The following is an 18,138-nucleotide window of genomic DNA, read 5'->3' on the forward strand; positions in this document are numbered from 1 at the left end:
AGGCCACCCCCGCGCCGGGCTCTGGTGGCTGAATCCTGACGGTCGCCGGGGAGAGTTGAGTTTTTTAGGTTCTGCTCTCCGGAGGTGAGGGAGAGGAAGATCTTGCGTTGCCCGCTCCCGGCCGGCCGCGCGGGCGGCCTTTGGGAGCTTACGCGTTGTCTTGCGTCGTGAGGATGCGGGTTGCATCTCGCGTGTGACCTATCGCCGTTGTAATGACCCATGATGGGTTGCGCGCGATGGACGTTCCCGTTCTTATGGCGGATTTGCCGCGCTCCACCCATCCTACGCAGGCGATTGATGTTGGTAGCGGCGTCGTTCACCGTCGTAGGATGGGTGGAGTGCGTTCCGGTCGGCCTAAGCACACGGACGTGTATCGCACGTAACCCATCATCGATGCATGCCACCACGATGGGTTACGCGCGATCAAGTTTCCCTTCCTAATGCCGGATTTACCGCGCTCCACCCATCCTACGGACATGAGATGACGAATAACCATCAACTCGTCAAATGAGAGACAGTGCCGCGCGCCACCCGTCGCTCCACCTCTCCCCGAGTGAATACGGCGCCCCTAGACAACAACTCCCTGCAAGCGCGCAAGCGACCACAGCCCCGACGCCCCACATCACGTATGCCGATTGCAGCCGCCCGCGCGGCTGCAACTCGGCGGGCAACGCAGCACTCGTCACTAATCGAGGATCTAGCAGCGCTCCAGGCCCAGACGGCGGCAGCTCGTCGGCGGTGTCGGCATGACGGCGCGCAACCTTGATGCGCCCGAGGGAATCTGAAGGCAGCGGCCGCAGGCCGCAACGAAGATGACGAAGGGGCAGTCCGGAGCGAACGCTCCGGACCGCAATCGTGGGCGCGCGCCGTCATGCCGACATCGCCGATGGGCGACCTACGAAGCGCCAAGACTCGCCAAAAAAACGAGCCACTAAATCAGCAGCTTCCCAATCACTCAGACAACGGATTCTGAAACTGCGAACACTTCACCTGCACCAGTTTCCGATCCTGCAACCGCAAAGCCGTCAACGCTCCCCCCCACACGCACCCGGTGTCCAGGCATATCACGTCCGGCCGCTGCAATAACCCCAGCGTCGACCAGTGCCCGAAAACCGTCGTGATGTCCCGGGTGGCCCGGTTCGGGACGTCGAACCATGGCACCAGGCCCGGTGGCCAGGCGCCCGGGGCGACCTTGGTTGCGAACTCCATGTGTCCGTTCGGCGTGCACAGGCGGATCCGCGTCAGCGCGTTGATGATCACCCGCATCCGCTTGCCGCCCTTGTGGTCTTCTTTCCACGTGGCCGGCTCATTGCCGTACATCTTTTGCAGCGCCTTCTGCCAGTTCGGGCCGCGCAGGGCATCCTGGACTTCGCCGGCCAGGGACAGCGTCTTGGCGACATCCCATTTTGCCAACGTGCCGGCGTGCACCAGCAGGTGGCCTTGTTCGAAATGGGCCAGCGGGCGCAAGCGCAGCCAGTTGATCAGGTCGGCCGCGTCCGGCGCGCGAAGAATCTCTTCGAGCGTGTCCGATTTCGACGGCTTGCGCACCCCGGCCGCGGCGGCCAGCAGGTGCAGGTCATGGTTACCCAGCACCGACGTCGCGCGGTCGCCCAGGTCGATGATGCGACGCAGGGTCTCCAGCGACTGCGGGCCGCGGTTGACCAGGTCCCCGGCGAACCAGAAGCGCGACTGCGGGTCGCCGACCAGATCGGGGTGGGACAGCAAGCGGTCCAGCGGCGAGCAGCACCCCTGCACGTCGCCGATCATCCAGATACTGCCGTTCATGCGGGACTTTTGCTCCAAGGCCAGCGTTGTTGGACGAACCGGGTAAAGGTGTGGCGGTATTCCATGTAGGTCATCGCGCCCAGCGCCAGGGCCATGGCGCCCAGGTTCGGACCCAGGGCGGTCAGCCAGGGCGGCCACTTGCCCAGCATGCCCACGTTCAGGGCCAGCTGGTTTAGCATGAAGAAGCCCACACCCAGCAGGATGCCGATGAAGACCTTGGCGCCCACGCCACCGCGGCGCGTCTGCATCAGGCCGATCGGGGCCGCAATCGTGATCATCACCAGCAAGGTGAACGGATACGCCAGTTTGCGCCACAGGGCGACGACCTGTCGACCATATTGCAGCTGGTTGTCGCGCAAATACTCCACATAGTCCAGCAACGTGACGATGGACATGCGTTCAGGGGTCAGGACGCGGGCCAGCAGGCGCTCGGCGCTGAGCGTGGTGTCCACCGTGCGCTCGGGCACCTTCACCACGGCCGCGGGCGGGTTCTTCGGCGGGCGGGCATTGGCCAGCGCTTCGGAGGCCTCGTCGTCCAGCCGCGTCTCGGCCACGTCCTTGAGGACCAGGTCGCCATGGGCGAACAGGCCGGTGGGCGCGGTGGACAGGACGGACAGCGTCAGGTCTTTCTTGAATTCGTACAGGGTGATGTTGGCCACCTGGCCGTCGCCCTTGAGTTCGCCGATATTGATGATGCGGGTGCCGCCGTTGGCGGTGGGTTCCTTGAACCAGTAACCGCTCTTCAAGCGGTCGCCGCCGGCCTTGCCGCGAAACAGCAGGTTGGCTTCGCCGCTTTTGATCTCGGCCCAGGGGGTGACGTATTCGGACAGCAGGGCCGCGCCGATCATCAGGGGGATGGTGACGATCCACAGCATGCGCAGCAGGCGCATGCCGCTGACGCCCGAGACCCGCAGGATGACGAGTTCGTTACGCTGCGCCAGACCCGCCAGCGCAAGGATCGCGCCGATCAGCAGCCCGATGGGCAGGAGGTCGTACAAGCGGGTGGGAATGGCCAGCGCCTGCATGTAGAGCAGGGCCATCATGGAGAACTTGTCGCCCACGTTGTCCAGGTCGTCCACCAGCGCGAAGAACGTGAAAAGACCCAGCAGGGCCATAAGGACCACTGCACAAGAGCGATAGATCTCGCGGGCCAGGTAGCGACGTGCGGTACGCATGAAAAGGAAAGGGAGCGCGTAAACGTGAAAGCTTAACAAATCCCGCCGCTAAGGGTGGGGAAGGCCTGACGGAATGGCGTGGATTTGGGTATCAGGGGATGTCAACCATCTGCATCCGGCGGGTCAGCACGCCGACGCGGGAGTTCAGGTAGTTGGAATTGCGGCGGCTGTCATAGAAGCGGGGGTTGGGCAGCATGGCGGCAAGCCGGGCAGCCTGGCTTGCGCCCAGGTTGGCGGCCGTGGTGTTGAAGTAGTGCTTGGAGGCCGCCTGCGCCCCGAACACGCCCACGCCCCATTCGGCCACGTTCAGATACAGCTCCAGGATCCGTTCCTTGGTCATGACGTGTTCGATCATATAGGTCAGGACCAGTTCCTGGCCCTTGCGGATATAGCTGCGCGAACTGGACAGGAACAGGTTCTTGGCCAACTGCTGGGTGATGGTGGAGCCGCCCCGCATCTTGCTGCGGCCGGCTTCTTCCTGGCGCTGGTTGTACTCCCAGGCCTTGCGGATGGCGTCCCATTCGATGCCGTCGTGGACGGTGAAGTTGGAGTCTTCCGAGGCGACGACCGCGCGCTTGAGGTTGCGGTTGATCTTGTCGTAGGGTACCCATTCGTACTGCAGCTTGAAATCGGGGTTGCCCTCGCGCAGGCGGGACAGCTCTTCGCGCATGATCGCGCTGCTGCCGGGGTCGCGGTAGTTGTACCAGACCACTTGGGCGAAGAGCCAGAATTGGTACAGCAGGACCAGGCACACCAGCGCCATCAGGACGCCGGTGGTGATCCGGAACCACGATCGGCCCTTGCGCGCCGCCATGCTGCTTAGCGTCCCGCCATGAGCGCCTCGCGCAGCGCCGCCAGCACGGGCGCCGGGTCGGGGCGCACGCCGTGCCAGATGTAGAAGCTCTCGGCGGCCTGGCCCACCAGCATGCCCAGGCCGTCGGCCGTCAGCGCGGCGCCGTCGGCCTGCGCCTGTTGCATGAACGCGGTGGGCTGGGCGCCGTACATCATGTCGTAGCCGGCCGCGCCGTCGGCGTACAGGCCGGCGGGCAGGTCGGGGGCGGCATCCTGCAGGCCGCTGGCCGTGGCGTTGATCACCAGGTTCCAGCCGCCTGCGAGCGTGGCGTCGGCCAGCCCACCGGCCGTGACCCGGGTCTGCGGCGACACGCCGGTATCGCGCCAGGCATCGGCCAGCGCCAAGGCCTTGGCTGCCGTGCGGTTGACGATGTGCAGGCGGGCGCAGCCGGCTTCCGCCAGCGGTTGCAGCACGCCGCGGGCGGCGCCTCCCGCGCCCACCAACAGCACCGAGGCGCCGTTCAGGCGCACGCCCAGTCGCAGCAGGTCGGACACCAGGCCTACGCCGTCCGTGTTGCAGCCGTGCCAGGCGCCATCGCGCCAGGACAGGGTGTTGACCGCCCCGGCCAGCCGGGCGCGGGTGGACAAGCGGCCCGCCGCCAGGGCGTAGGCGTCCAGCTTGAAGGGCACCGTGACGTTCAGGCCCAGGCCGCCCTCTGCCACGAAGGCCGCGGTCGCCTCGGCAAACCCGTCCACCGGCGCCAGCAGGCGCTCGTAGCGCAGCGGTTTGCCGGTCTGTTGGGAGAACAGGGCGTGGATCTGGGGCGAGCGGCTATGCGCGATGGGATTGCCGATGACGGCGTAGCGGGCAAGAGGGGTCGCCTCGGTCATGGGGCTTGTGTTTCCAGGGTGTCGTTGACGAAATGCCAGGTGCGGGTGATGACCAGCACGTCCGTATCGCGGGCGATATCGGGAGGGAATGGGGGGAAGGGGGCCGCCAGCTGGACGATGCGGCGCGCGGCCTGGTTCAGCACCGCGTGCGGCGAGGGCTGATCGATTTCCACGTTGGCGATGCTGCCGTCGCTGCGGACCGACACCGTGATGCGCAGCGTGCCGTAGATGCGCCCGCGCGCCTCGTCCGGGTAGTGCTGGGTGCCGACCGCCTCGATCCGTGTGCGCCAGGCGTCCAGGTAGGCGGCATAGCGCGAGGCCTCGGCCGACGGGGCCACGAATTGCTTGCGGGGTTCGGCGCTGTATTGCTGCACCCGTGCGGCCAGGGCCGCCACCTGGGCATTCTGGATCACGCTGGCCTGGTCCTGGGCGTCCTGCCCAATGTCGGTGCCGTCCGGCCAGGGGTTGACGGCCTGGCGTTCGACGCCGGCTTTCTCTTGCGAGCGCAGCTGGGTCATCAGGCGGGTCTGTTCGGCTTCCAGCTGCACCTGGCGGCGGCGCATGGCTTCCAGCACGATGGTTTCGGCGGAGGCGCCGGTCTGGGGCAGCGGGGTGGTCGTCATGCCGCGGTCGGCGTTGCCGCCGCCGCTCATCTGATTCTGCGCCTGGGCACGGGGCGTGTCCGGCGGCGTCTCGCTGCGGGCGTTGAGCAGCACGACTTCCAGGCTGGTTACCGGCGGGCGGGTAAAGGCGGGCGCGCCAAAGCGCCACGCCAGCGCGCCGGCGTGCACCAACAGCGATATTGCGATGCCGATTCGCAGGTAGTGCTGGGCGGGAGCGCCCAGCCACCGCAGGTAACGGCTTAGCGGGGAGGGGGAATCAGGGCGTTGCACGGACGCATTGTAAGTCGAGTCCACGTTGCCCGGCATGCGGGCCAACGGCTTGTAACAGCTATCGGACGGCAAGACGGGCGGCCGCCCGGGCCCGGGACTCGTCCGGCCGTGCGCGCGAAGGGCGGGCCCCCGCGTGCAGACGGCCGGGGTGCGTCACGCCGTCTTGCGCGGGAAGACCCAGACCTTGCTGGCGGGCAGCGCCAGGCGGCAGGGGCCGGGTTCGCGGCCTTCCGGCCCATAGGCGCGCAGGGCCAGCGTGTGGGCGGGATCCGCGTCCGGGGTGCGGAACAAGTATTCCCACCGGTCGCCCAGGTACATGCTGGTCAAGAGCGGCATGTCCAGATGGTTGCCGTCCGGGTCGTCCGCCAGGCGCACCTGCTCCACCCGGATCACCGCCGTGCCGTCCTGGCCTTGGGTCACGCCTTCGCCCGCCTTGCCCCACAGGGCCCAACCGCGGCCTTCGATGCGGGCGCGGCCGTCGCGCACTTCGGTGACCTTGCCTTCCAGCCGGTTGTTGCTGCCCATGAATTCGGCAGTGAACAGCGTGGACGGCGAGCCGTACATTTCCTGCGGCGTGCCCTGCTGTTCGATCTTGCCGTTGTTCAGCAGCAGGATGCGGTCGGAAATCGCCATGGCTTCGCTCTGGTCATGCGTCACCATCAGGGCCGACAGCCCCAGGCGGATGATCAGTTCGCGCAGGAAGGCGCGGGCCTCTTCGCGCAGCTTGGCGTCCAGGTTGGACAGCGGCTCGTCCAGCAGGATGACGGGCGGGCTGTACACCAGCGCGCGGCCGATGGCCACGCGCTGCTGCTGGCCGCCGGACAGCGCGTGCGGATGGCGCTGGCCCAGCTTGCCCAGGCCCAGCTGGTCCAGCACGGCCTGCACGCGTTCGCGCACTTCGGCCGACGGCACCTTGCGCAGCTTCAGCGGGTAGGCCACGTTTTCGAAGACGGTCTTGTGCGGCCACAGCGCATAGGACTGGAACACCAGGCCCAGGTTGCGCTCTTCGGCGGGCATCTCCTTGCGCGCGCCGCCGTCGTAGACGATGCGGTCGCCAATCGTGATGCGGCCGCGCTTGGGGCCTTCCAGACCGGCCACGGCGCGCAGCAAGGTCGTCTTGCCGCTGCCCGACGGTCCCAGCAGGGACACCACTTCGCCCTGGCGCAGTTGCATCGACACGCCCTTGAGCACCGGGTTGTCGCCGTAGTCCAGGTGCAGGTCTTCTACAGAAAGCTCAATCATGAAGTTTGACTCCGAATCGCAGGGCGATGCCCAGGCCGATCACGACCAGAACGATATTGATGAAGGAAAGCGCGGCCACGATGTCGATGGCGCCCGAGGCCCACAGCGACACCAGCATGGAACCGATGGTCTCGGTGCCGGGCGACAGCAGGTAGACGCCCGTGGAGTATTCGCGCTCGAAGATCAGGAACATCAGCAGCCACGAACCGATCAGGCCGTACTTGGCCAGCGGCACCGTGACGTGGCGCGTGACCTGGCCGCGGCGCGCGCCGGCGCTGCGGGCGGCCTCTTCCAGTTCCGGCCCGACTTGCAGCAGGGTCGACGAGATCAGGCGCAGGCCGTAGGCCATCCACACCACGGTGTAGGCCAGCCACACGCTGAAGATGGTGCTGCGCATGGCGCGCAGCCATTCGATGAAGTTCTCGCGCAGCCATTCCGCGAACGGCAGGGCGGACAGCCAGCCGTTCTCGTCCACGTCCAGCGCGTTGTCCAGCCACATCGGCACGAACAGGAACACCCACAGGAATGCCAGGCCGGCGAGCAGGCCGGGCACGGCGCGCGGCACCAGCACGCTGTAGTCCATGAAGCGCGTGACGTTGTCGGGCTTGCGGTGCATCGCCAGGCCCACGAACATGTAGCACATCACGGCCAGCGCGCCGCCGAACACGCCGATGGCCACCGAGTTCACGATGGCGCGCATCAGGTTGGGCTGCGCGAACACGGTGCGGAAGGCGTCCAGCGACAGCACGTCGAACAGCGACACGCCCATGCCCCAGTTGGACACGAAGGCCCGCAGCAACACGCCCAGCAGCGGCACCACGATGGTGACCAGCAGCCAGAACGCCACCACGGCACCCGCCACCCAGCGCCACTTGCCCAGCGGCAGCGGACGGGCGCGCGAGGCCTTGCCCTTGACGGTGACGAAGCGGTTGGCGGTGCGCATCAGGCGGCGCTGCAGCATGACCAGCGGGATCGTCATGCAGATCAGGATCACGGCCACGGCCGCCATCAAGTGGTAGGACGGAATGCCCAGCTTGTTCGTCAGCTTGTACAGGTACGTCGCCAGCACCAGGTTGCCTTCGGGGTCGCCCAGCACCAGCACCAGGCCGAACACCTCCAGGCCCAGGAAGAACAGCAGCACGGTGGCGTACAGCATGGCCGGGCGCACCATGGGCAGGCTGACCGACACCATCACGCGCAGCGGCGAGGCGCCGGTGACGCGGGCGGCTTCTTCCACGTCGGAACCCATGCTGCGCAGGGCCGACGAGATGTACAGGTAGGCGTGCGGCACGTGCGTCAGGCCGGCGATGATGACGATGCTGGTCAGCGAATAGACGTTCCAGGGCACGAAGCCCAGGATGTTCTGCGCCCAGATCGAAAAGAAGCCCACGGGGCCGGCGGCCACAACGTAGCCGAAGCCCAGCACCATCGGCGACACGAACACCGGCACCAGGATCAGCGGTTCGATCCAGCGGCGGCCGGGCAGGTCGGTACGGATCATCAGGAAGGCCAGCATGCCGCCCAGCGGGATGGCGATGATGGCCAGCCCGAAGGCCAGGATGAAGCCGCTTTTCAGCGCCTTGTAGAAATCGGGGTCCGCGAAGATGAAGCGGAACGCGTCCAGGCTGAAGACCTTGGATGGGGCAAAGAAAGGCGCGGAGAGAAAGCTCTGGATGATGATGAACGACAGCGGCACGTAGATGGCCAGTGCCGTGATCAACACCACCACGCCGCGCGGCAGGGACTGCCATTTTCTGCGCAATGACTGCATGGGGAAATCCTGTTGTCGAAAATGACGCGACGGTCGCGCCGCCCGGGCAGGGAAGAGCCCGCCCGGGGGCGGTCAGGCGGGCGGCGCCGTGCCGCCCGCTACGCGTTGTGGCGGTTCAGGCCGGGTGCGCCGTCCTGAACCCGCGCGGCATTACTTGCCCGCCGCGGCGCGCCAGTCCTTGATGAACTGCAGGCGCTTGGTCTGTTCCAGGTAGTCCAGCAGCGTTTCGTTGACCGGGATCGGCTTGAGCGAGGCGCCCAGCTTCTTGGTCATGCCGTCCACGTCGTTGTCGCCTTCGATGTCGTCGCGCACCGAAGCCAGGTCGGCCTGGTTGGCCATGATTTCCTGGCCCTTCTGCGACAGCAGGTAGTCCATCCACAGCTTGGCCGCGTTGCGGTTCTTGGCCTTCTTGCTGATGAACGCCACGCGCGACAGCACCAGCGCGTAGTCGGTCGGGTAGGCCACGCCCAGCGACGGGTCCGACTTGGCGCGGGTTTCGGCGTACGAACCCAGGATGTTGTAGCCGATCAGGTTTTCGCCCGACGACACGCGTTCCATCATGGTGCCGGTGGACGACTGCACGATCAGGCCGCCCTTGGCAATGTCCTTGAGCGTTTCGAAGTACTTGGGGTCATTGGCCTTGTCCTGCACGGCCAGCATGAAGCCCACGGCCGACTTCTCGATGTCGTAGGTGGTGACCTTGTTCTTGAACTTGTCCGGCTGGCTGGCGATCAGCTTGGCCAGGGCGCCGTGCGTGGTCGGCACTTCGTTGGCGGGGATCAGGCGCTTGTTGTAGATGAACACGGCCGGCTCGTACGTCGTGCCGTAGGCCGAATCCTTCCACACGGCCCAGGCCGGCAGCTTACTGATTTCGGGCGACTTGTACTGCAAGGCGTAGTCGGTGGCCAGCTTCAGCGCCGAGTCCATCGACGAGCTCCAGACGATGTCGCCGCTGCCGCCGCCCGCTGCTTGTTCGCTGATGTAGCGGTTGTAGAGCTCGGTGCTGTTCATGTCGTTGTATTCGACCTTGACGCCCGGGTACAGCGCTTCGAAGCCCTTGATGATGGGGCCGGCGGCCTTGGTGTCGGTGGTCGAATAGATGACGACCTTGCCTTCCTTCTTGGCGCCGTCCAGGATCTTCTGATAGTCGGCCGGGTAACCCGCGGGCACGGCCTGCGCAAAGGCGCTGCCGGTGGCAATGGCGAATGCAGCGGCGCAGGCGGCCGCCAGTTGGGACTTGGCAAGCATGGGTGTTGTCTCCGATTGGAATTGGTCTGAGCAGGATCTTGGTCCAGCCTGCGCCCATCTTAGGAGGCGGCGTCTGTCGTCGTCCTGTCATGGAGACAGGTTGCGGCTAGGGGTAATCCCTGGGCGCAGCTACGGTCGCTTGGGCGTATCCGTCACCAGCCGCACCCAGTTCTGCACGAAGCGCGAGTGCCGTCGCTGATCCAGCCCCACCAGGAGCGCGGGGCTCAGCACCACGGGCTGCACGATGCCGCTGGAACGCGCCAGCACGGCCTCGGACGTCCAGCGCCCGGGCGTGTCTTCCATGATGGAACCCAGCGCCGCATGGCTGGAGGCCACCTGCTGGCCGGCGGGCGACAGGAGCCAGTCCACCAGCGCGCGCGCCAGGTCCGGGCTGGGGGCGCGGCGCGATATCAGCACGGAACGCGCCAGCACCAGCACATAATCCTGCGGGAACACCACGCCGATCTTGCTGCCGGAGGCCTGGCGCGACAGCGCGTACGACCCCAGGATGTTGTAGGCCAGGTCCATCTCGTCGTTCTCGATGGCGTCCAGCAACTGGGCGGTGGTGGGCGACAGGCGCACGCCGACCTGCCCCATGGCGTTGGCCAGCCCCCAGAAGTTCGACGACACCAGCTCATCCTGCTCGGCCAGCAGGTAGCCCACGCTGCTGGCGGCAATGTCGTAGGTGCCGACGCGGCCCTGCAGGCTGGCCTGTTCGCGTTCCAGCAGCCGCAGCAGGTCCTGGCGCGACCGCGGCACGGTGGCCTCCGTATAGCGCTTGGGGTTGTAGACGATCACGGCCGGTTCGAACGTGAAGCCATAGACCTCGTTGCGCCAGACGGCCCACGAAGGCAGCTTGGGGGCGTAGGGCGACGCGTAGCTTTGCGCATAGCCGTCGTTGGCCAGCCTGATCTGCAGGTCCGACGCCGAGCTCATCAGTACATCCACCTGCGTCAACCGCCCGTCGATCGTGGCTTCGTACAGATCCCGGCTGCCGATTTCACGGTAGGTCACCGAGACGTCAGGCCGCAGCGACTGGAAGCCCTGGATCAGCGGCGCGACGACCGGCGTGTCGGTCGGCCCCGCGATCACCAGCGTGCGCGATGAGGGCTGCGGCGCGGGGTAGTGCGTGACGATCTCTTCCAGGTCGGCCGCCTGCACGTCGTTGGGGGCCGACACCAGCAACATCGCCGCCGTGCAGAGCGCGCCCAGCCAGGTGGCCAGATGGCGGCCCGATGGCTGCGCCAGCGGCAGGATGACTCGTGCCGACAGCCCGCCGCCGGGCCGGTCGTGCAGCCACAGCGACCCGCCGTGGGCCAGGGCGACCGAGCGCACGATGGCCAGCCCCAGGCCGGAGCCCGATTGCGACTGCCCGGCACGGCCCCGCGTGAAGCGCTGTTGCACGGCTTCTTTCTCGTCGTCGGAAATGCCGGGGCCCCGGTCGGACACCGTCAGCGCCACGCGGAATCCCGCAACCGGCGTCGCCTGGATGTCCACGGTGCCATCGGGCGCGTAGCGCAGCGCGTTGTCCACCAGGTTGCGCAGCATTTCGCGCAGCGCCACGCGGTCGCCAGCAATGCGGGCGCGGCGCACCTCAGGGGCGATCTCGATACGCAGCCTTCCGGCTTCCACGGGGCCGATGCGGCGGCGGGTTTCGTTGATGGTTTCGGCAACCCCGACCGGTTCCGGGGGGCCTTTGCCCAGGCGGTGCGTGATGGTGGCGTCCATCAGCAGCTGATTGATCAGCTGGCTGGCATGCGTGGCGTTCAGGTGGATGCGGCCGATGCGTTCGCGCAGGCGTGTCGGATCGGTCTCCTCCAGCGCCACCTCGGCTTGCGCGCGCAGGGACGCCAGGGGCGTGCGGACCTGATGCGTGGCGTCGGCCACCAGCGTGTTCAAGGTATCCATGATGATGGAAAGGCGTTGCATGAAGGCGTTAAGCGCTTCGACCAGGCGGCGCACCTCGCGGGGCACCGGGGTGGCAAGCGGCGTCAGGTCTTCCGGCGCGCGGGTGCGCAATTCACGTTCCAGCACGGCCAGCGGCGCAAACGCGCGCTGCACCCCGAACCACAGCAAGCCCAGCGCCACCAGCGAGACGACCAGCAACGGCAGGACCCCGCGGCCCAGGATTTCGCTGGCCAGTTCTTCGCGCGAGCCCAACGTTTCGGCCACGCGCACCGTCACCCAGCCGGCATGCTGGCTGGCGGACACGAGCCTGCCCACGGTCGCCACCCGGACCGGCTCGTCGTGATAGGTCACATAGGCGAACACCGGCGTTGCCGCCTGCGCCAGCGGCAGCCTGGGCGCCAGGTCGGCGTAGCCGGTGATCAGCCGGCCGTTGGAGGTGCGCGCTTCGTAGAACACGCGTTCGCTGCCCGACAGCATCGCCAGGGACGACACGGGCGGTTCGACGGTCACGCCATCGTCCTCGATCTGTACCGACCCCGCGATGGTCAGCGCCGACGCGGCCAGCAGCCGGTCGAACGCCTGCTCGGCGGCCCGGTGCGCATAATCGCGCAGGAAGAACACCAGCCCGATCAGCGCGCACGCCAGCAGCGCCGCGCCCAAGGTGAAGACGCGGCGGCGGATGGAGGCGCTTTCAGGGATGCTCATGGCTACGGGCCTGATAGCCGACGCCGCGCACGGTAACGATATCGATCGACGCGCCCGCCAGCTTCTTGCGCAGGCGCGAAATCAGGAGTTCCAGCGCGTTGAGCGACCCGTCATCCAGGTCAAACAACTGGTTCATCAGCCGTTCCTTGGCAACCGTCTGCCCGATCCGGCCCACCAGGATCTCCAGCAAGCGGAATTCGCGCCGCCCCAATTCCAGCGGCGCACCCGATAGCGTGACGCTACGCCCCGCCAGATCCAGGCTGAGATTGCCGTACTGGGTGGTGCTGCTGGTCTGCCCGGCCGGCCGCCGCATCAGCGCCCGCAGCCGCGCTTCAAGCTCGCGCAGGTCAAAGGGCTTGACCAGATAGTCATCGGCGCCCAGATCCAGCATGTCGATCTTGTCTTCGATTTCCGCACGCGCGGTCATGACGAGGACGGGCGCCTCCAGCCCGGCCGAGCGCAATTCGCGGATGACCGAAAACCCGTCCTTGCCCGGCAGGTTGATGTCCAGCACCAACGCATCCCAGGTCTCGTCCAGCCCCCAACGCAAAGCCGCCAGCCCATCATGCACCCATTGCACGCTATGGCCCGCCAGACGCAGTTTGCTTTCCACGGCATCGCCTAGATCAAGGTTGTCCTCGACCAGCAAAATGCGCATGTTGTTCCTCCGGATGTTGTGTTTTTTTGGGGAGTGTACGGGGTTCAGGGGGGATGGGGGAGGCGTTTTGGTTTTTGAGGCGCTCGGGGTTGAGTTCTTTAGACGCCCGTCGGGTCGGCGGCCTGCGGGGCGCGGGGCAACGATCGCGGTCCGGAGCCTTCGCTCCGGACGTCCCCGTCGTCATCTTCGTTGTTGCCTGCGGCAACTGCCTTCAGATTCCCTCGGGCTTATCGACGCCCCGCGCCCCGCAGGCCGCCGCCCCGCCGGGCTCTGCTGGCTGAATCCTGACGGTCGCCGGGGAGATTAGAGTTCTTCAGGTTCTGCTCGCCGCAGGAGAGGGAGAGGAGAATCTTGCGGGGCCCGCTCCCGGCCGGCCGCGCGGGCGGCCTTTGGGAGCTTACGCATCGTCTTGCGTTGTCGCGCGATTCGCTTCGCGTGTGGGTTGCCGTGTTGGCGTTCTGCTTGAGCTTGGGCTTGGCTCGGAGTATTTTGCGGGGTCGTCCCTTGTCGGCCGCGCGCCACCCGTCGCTCCACCTCTCCCACCTGACGGCGGGGACCAGCAGAAAGCCATTCTCTATCCGCGCGCAAGCGACCAGTGCTCCGACGAACAGCAACGCGTATGCCGAATGCGGCCGCCTGCGCGGCCGCTTGAGGCGGGCCACGCGAGAATCGTCACTGAGCCGCGCTCTAGCAGCGCATCAAGCCAAGACGGCGCAGCCCGTCGGCGGGGTTGGGCTGATGGCGCGCAACCTTGATGCGCCCGAGGGAATCTGAAGGCAGCGGCCGTAGGCCGCAACGAAGATGACGACGGGGACGTCCGGAGCGAAGGCTCCGGACCGCAATCGTGGGCGCGCGCCATCAGCCCAACCCCGGCGATGGGCGTCCTACGAAGTCACCCCAACCGCACCGACGAAGCCCCCCAGACGCACCAACGAGGCAACCTCAGTCACCACGCCGACGAAGCTACTCCTCAGATCCCGCAGCCGGACTCACTTCCCCCAGATACCGGCAATCCAGCTCCAGGCTCAACTCGTCCATCCCCAGGATATCGATCTCCACCGCAGTCCCGCGCTCCAACTCGGGCATTCCGCCCACCCGGGTCACCAGCGGCGCATTCGCGAATCGCACCAAGTCGTCGCGCAACACGTGCGCCACCGTCCGGGTCACGCCGTGCTGCTTCAGCCAGCGCAGGCACCAGTAGCGCTCCATCGCGCTCTGGAACTCCGCCCACGCCGCGTACTGCGCGTCGAACGCGCCGATGATCGCGAAGAGGTCCGCGTCGCGCGGCTTGAACGGGGCCACCAGGCGGGCTGATACGCCATGCTCCACTGCGGCGATCAGCTGCCATTGGTTGACCAGGTCGACATAGCGGCGCAGCGGCGACGTGCTCCAGGCGTATTGCGGTACGCCGATAGCCTCGTGCGGCAGCGCCTGCGTGCTCATGCGCACGCGGCCCGCCTGTTGCGAACGGTAGATGCCCGGCACGCCGTGCTGGTGCAGCAAGCCGCCCCACTGGTTGTTCGCCAGGATCATGTATTCGGCCACCATGCGGTCCAGCGGCGCGTTGCGCTGGCGGGGCACCAGGCGCACGGGCGTGTCCGGGTCGTCCGGGTTACCGTCCAGATAGAAGCTGTATTCCACCCGCGAATTGTTCTCGGGCTTGCCGCGCACCTTCTCGCGTTGCGCCGACAGCGCCTGCGCCAGCTTCCACAGCGGGCGCAGCCAGTGGCCGTACGGCATGTCCGCCGACGGATCGGCCAGGCTGGCCTCCGTGACCTGGGCATCCAGCATGTTGTGGCGCAGGTTCTCGCGCACCACCACGCGCTCAAGCCGCGTTTCGGATTCGAAGATCTCGCCCGTCTCCGGGTCGGCCACCACATACAGCGACAGCACCGGCACTTCGCGGCCGGCGTCCAGCGAGAACGCCTTGATGACGTTATCCGGCTGCATCGGGATCTTGTCGCCCGGCATGTAGACCGTGGACAGGCGGGCGCGGGCCAGCTTGTCGAATTCGCTGTCGCGGGTCACGGTCAGGCCGGGGGCGGCTACGTGCACGCCCACGCGCAGGCGCCCGTCGGGCAGCTCGGTGACGGACAGCGCGTCGTCGATTTCGGTGGTGGTGACATCGTCCACCGAATAGATCTCGGCGTCCGACAGCGGCAGTTCGCGGTCGACGGGCGGCAGTTCCAGGTCGGGGAAAGCCAGCCCGCGCGGGAAGTTCACCGCCAGGAAGCGGCGCTTGTGCAAGGCCAGGGCATGCGGCCAGGCGCCCAGCTCAAGCAGCAGACGGTCCGGCGTCTTGCCCAGCTTGGTGCAGGCGGCGTCCAGGGCCTTCCATTGCTGCGTATTCTTGTCCGGGCGGATCAGCAGGGACTCGGCGGCCTGGGCGATGGGTTCGGGCAGACGGCCGGCGGCCATCTCGTCGACCCACTCCTGCTGCTGCTCGGCCTGGCGCTGCTTCTTGTCCAAGGCGGCCAGCGCGGCGGCCAGGATGTCGGGCGGAGCAGGGCGGTAGCGGCCCTTGCCGCGGCGATGGAAGTACGCCGGCGCGCCGTGCAGGCGCATCAGCAAGGCGGCTTGCTCCACGGGCGTGGGGGCGTGGCCGAAGTAGTCGGCGGCCAGGGCGGGCGTGTCGAATTCTTCCTGCGGCGCGCATTCCCACAGGAACTGCAGGTCCAGCGCCTCGGCGGCCGCGGCCGCCTGGCTCATCAGCGCCGCCGGCTCGGGCGACGCGAAATTGAACAGGGTGTTGGCGCGCTTGATCTTGCTGCGCTTGCCCGACTCCGACTCCACCTGCAGGCTGGCGTCGGTCTCGGACAGGATATTGCCGGCCTTGAAGCTGCCGTCGTCTTCGTAAAACACATACATGGTGGGGATCGTCCTGGGCGGCGCGCACGCGCCGCCTTGCGCAGCTATATAGAGTGTTGAGGTCTGATACTGATTATTGGGGGCGAACGTGCCTGGCGCCAAGGGCGAATTCAAGCACCTCGGGCATCCATTGCGCGAAATCGGATAAACCGTGGTCGCTTCCCTGCACGATACGCTGGCGGCAATCCGCATAGCGATCGCGCATTTCACGCCAATCCAGCACCTCGTCGCCGGTCGCCGCCACCAGGAAGTACCGGTCGGGCTGCGTGATGCGAGGGGCATGGATGGCCGCCAATTCGTCCACGTATTCGGGCAAAAAGACGAACGGCGCGTCGGAATGATACATGTGGTGTTCGCCGACCTGGGTGGCCAGGTCGCGCGCGGCCTGCACGGCCGGGTTCAGCAGGACCGCCTTGCAGCCCAGCTGTTCGGCCAGCCACGTGGCGTAGAACCCCCCCAGCGACGAGCCGATCACGGTCAGTGCGCGGGGCGTGTCGGCGCCTTCCAGCTGGCGTCGGGCTATGCCCATGGCCAGGTCGATCGCTTCCCGGGGGCTGGCGGGCAGCTGCGGGCACGCCCAGTCGGCGGCTAGGCCAAGCTGGGTCATGGCGTCGGCCATCATCCGGGCCTTCATCGAGGTGGGCGAGGAGCGAAATCCGTGCAGGTAGAGAATCATTTCGTGCTCGTCCGGTATCGGTCCGCCGTTCAGCCGCGCGCCTGCAAGGCGTCCAGCAGCTTGCCGTGGATGCCGCCAAAGCCGCCGTTGCTCATGACCAGCACCTGGTCGCCCGGGCGGGCGGCGGCGGTCACGGCGGCAACGAGCGCGCCGATGTCATCGTAACTGGAAGCCCGGTCGCCCAGAGGCGCCAGGACGTCCGCCGGGTTCCAGCCCAGTGCATGCTTGCCGCTGTGCGCGCCAAAGCAGAACACCAGGTCGGCGTCGGCCAGCGCCTCGGGCAGGCGGGCGGCCATGGTGCCCAGCTTCATGGTGTTGGAACGCGGTTCCAGCACCGCCAGGATGCGCGCCGACCCGACCTGGCGGCGCAGCCCTTCCAGGGTGGTGGCGATGGCGGTGGGGTGGTGGGCGAAATCGTCGTAGACCTTCACGCCGTTGACGGTGCCGCGCAACTCCATGCGGCGCTTGACCCCGGCAAAGCGGGTCAGGGCCTCGATGCCCTGTTCCGCGGACACGCCCACGTGCTCGGACGCCGCCAGCGCCGCCAGCGCATTCATGCGGTTGTGCTCGCCCGTCAGGTTCCAGCGCACGGTGCCGACCGTAACGCCATTGCGCAGCACGCCGAAGGCGCCCTCGGCATCGGGTGGCGTGGCCTGCCAGGCGCCATCGGCGCCGAACGTGACGGTTTCCGACCAGCATCCGCGGGCAATCACACGGTCCAGCGCGTCGGAGTGCGACGGGCGCACGATGCGGCCAGAGCCGGGGATGGTGCGCACCAGGTGGTGGAATTGGGTCTCGATCGCGGCCAGATCCGGGAAGATGTCGGCATGGTCGTATTCCAGGTTGTTCAGGATGGCGGTGCGCGGGCGGTAATGGACAAACTTGGAGCGCTTGTCGAAGAACGCCGTGTCGTACTCGTCCGCCTCGATCACGAAGGGACGGCGCGCCGGGTCGTAGCGGGCAGACACGTGCAGGTCCTGGGCTACGCCGCCGATCAGGAAGTTGGGCGCCAAGCCCGCGGCTTCCAGCACCCACGCCAGCATCGAGCTGGTGGTGGTCTTTCCATGGGTGCCGGCCACCGCCAGCACGTGCTGGCCGGGCAGGACGTTGTCGCCCAGCCATTGCGGCCCGGACACGTAGCGCGCGCCCGATTCCAGGATGGCTTCCATCAGCGGGTTGCCGCGGCTGACCACGTTGCCGATCACGTACAGGTCGGGCTTCAGCGCCATCTGCTCGACGCCGAAGCCTTCGATCAGTTCGATCCCCTGTTCGGACAGCTGCGTGCTCATGGGCGGGTACACGCCCGCATCGCAACCAGTGACCTTGTGTCCGGCGGCCCGCGCGATCAGCGCCAAGCCACCCATGAACGTACCGCAGATGCCAAGAATGTGCAGGTGCATTGAAAACTCTCCTGTCCTGCATTGTATATATAGCGGACCTGCGTTCCGCGCGGGCGGATTGCCCTCCTTGGAGGGGCCGTATTCGTCCTGGGGCGGCCGAACGACAAAAAACAGCGGCAGCGGTTA

General features: G+C 67.0%; 13 protein-coding genes. All 13 read right to left on the minus strand.

Translation table 11 applies throughout. The features are described 5' to 3' along the window. Positions 1-951: 951 nt before the first annotated feature. The 13 genes from CEY09_RS21960 to mpl all read right to left on the minus strand — a co-directional run bounded on the left by CEY09_RS21960 (position 952) and on the right by mpl (position 18,012). Positions 952-1,785: a symmetrical bis(5'-nucleosyl)-tetraphosphatase gene (locus CEY09_RS21960; protein WP_088590271.1), complete on the minus strand. Its 834-nt coding sequence runs from the start codon at positions 1,783-1,785 to the stop codon at positions 952-954. Next, positions 1,782-2,960 (minus strand): LPS export ABC transporter permease LptG, encoded by a 1,179-nt coding sequence (lptG, locus tag CEY09_RS21965; RefSeq protein WP_035213885.1) that lies wholly within the window; start codon positions 2,958-2,960, stop codon positions 1,782-1,784. The genes CEY09_RS21960 and lptG overlap by 4 nt, the downstream gene beginning before the upstream one ends. 91 nt (positions 2,961-3,051) lie before the next feature. Next, entirely contained in the window at positions 3,052-3,774 is a 723-nt protein-coding gene (gene mtgA / locus CEY09_RS21970) for a monofunctional biosynthetic peptidoglycan transglycosylase (protein ID WP_006226642.1), read from the minus strand. A gap of 5 nt (positions 3,775-3,779) precedes the next feature. Continuing rightward, the gene (aroE, locus tag CEY09_RS21975) at positions 3,780-4,643 is read right to left on the minus strand and encodes a shikimate dehydrogenase (RefSeq protein ID WP_088590272.1); all 864 of its coding nucleotides are present in this window, start codon (positions 4,641-4,643) and stop codon (positions 3,780-3,782) included. Further along, positions 4,640-5,572, minus strand: a complete 933-nt coding sequence (locus CEY09_RS21980) for a TonB family protein (RefSeq protein WP_088590273.1) — start codon at positions 5,570-5,572, stop codon at positions 4,640-4,642. Before CEY09_RS21980 ends, aroE begins: the two co-directional genes overlap by 4 nt. A 117-nt stretch (positions 5,573-5,689) precedes the next feature. After that, the gene (locus tag CEY09_RS21985; RefSeq protein ID WP_088590274.1) at positions 5,690-6,778 is read right to left on the minus strand and encodes an ABC transporter ATP-binding protein; all 1,089 of its coding nucleotides are present in this window, start codon (positions 6,776-6,778) and stop codon (positions 5,690-5,692) included. After that, the gene (locus CEY09_RS21990; protein WP_006226646.1) at positions 6,771-8,549 is read right to left on the minus strand and encodes an ABC transporter permease; all 1,779 of its coding nucleotides are present in this window, start codon (positions 8,547-8,549) and stop codon (positions 6,771-6,773) included. Before CEY09_RS21990 ends, CEY09_RS21985 begins: the two co-directional genes overlap by 8 nt. Positions 8,550-8,699: 150 nt before the next feature. Then, positions 8,700-9,797 carry an ABC transporter substrate-binding protein gene (locus tag CEY09_RS21995; RefSeq protein WP_088590275.1) on the minus strand — a complete coding sequence of 366 codons (1,098 nt, stop codon included), beginning with the start codon at positions 9,795-9,797 and terminating at the stop codon, positions 8,700-8,702. Positions 9,798-9,926: 129 nt separating this feature from the next. Further along, the gene (locus CEY09_RS22000; protein ID WP_088590276.1) at positions 9,927-12,410 is read right to left on the minus strand and encodes a sensor histidine kinase; all 2,484 of its coding nucleotides are present in this window, start codon (positions 12,408-12,410) and stop codon (positions 9,927-9,929) included. Next, entirely contained in the window at positions 12,397-13,068 is a 672-nt protein-coding gene (locus tag CEY09_RS22005) for a response regulator transcription factor (protein WP_088590277.1), read from the minus strand. Before CEY09_RS22005 ends, CEY09_RS22000 begins: the two co-directional genes overlap by 14 nt. Before the next feature lie 963 nt (positions 13,069-14,031). After that, a complete protein-coding gene (locus CEY09_RS22010; RefSeq protein ID WP_088590278.1) occupies positions 14,032-15,936 on the minus strand; it encodes a ribonuclease catalytic domain-containing protein in 1,905 nt (634 codons plus the stop codon). Between the two features lie 73 nt (positions 15,937-16,009). After that, positions 16,010-16,612: a YqiA/YcfP family alpha/beta fold hydrolase gene (locus tag CEY09_RS22015; RefSeq protein ID WP_088590279.1), complete on the minus strand. Its 603-nt coding sequence runs from the start codon at positions 16,610-16,612 to the stop codon at positions 16,010-16,012. A 29-nt stretch (positions 16,613-16,641) separates the two neighbouring features. Next, positions 16,642-18,012 carry a UDP-N-acetylmuramate:L-alanyl-gamma-D-glutamyl-meso-diaminopimelate ligase gene (mpl, locus tag CEY09_RS22020; RefSeq protein ID WP_088590280.1) on the minus strand — a complete coding sequence of 457 codons (1,371 nt, stop codon included), beginning with the start codon at positions 18,010-18,012 and terminating at the stop codon, positions 16,642-16,644. Between the last annotated feature and the right edge of the window lie 126 nt (positions 18,013-18,138).

Source organism: Achromobacter marplatensis (assembly GCF_002209535.1).
GTDB classification, from domain to species: domain Bacteria; phylum Pseudomonadota; class Gammaproteobacteria; order Burkholderiales; family Burkholderiaceae_B; genus Achromobacter; species Achromobacter marplatensis.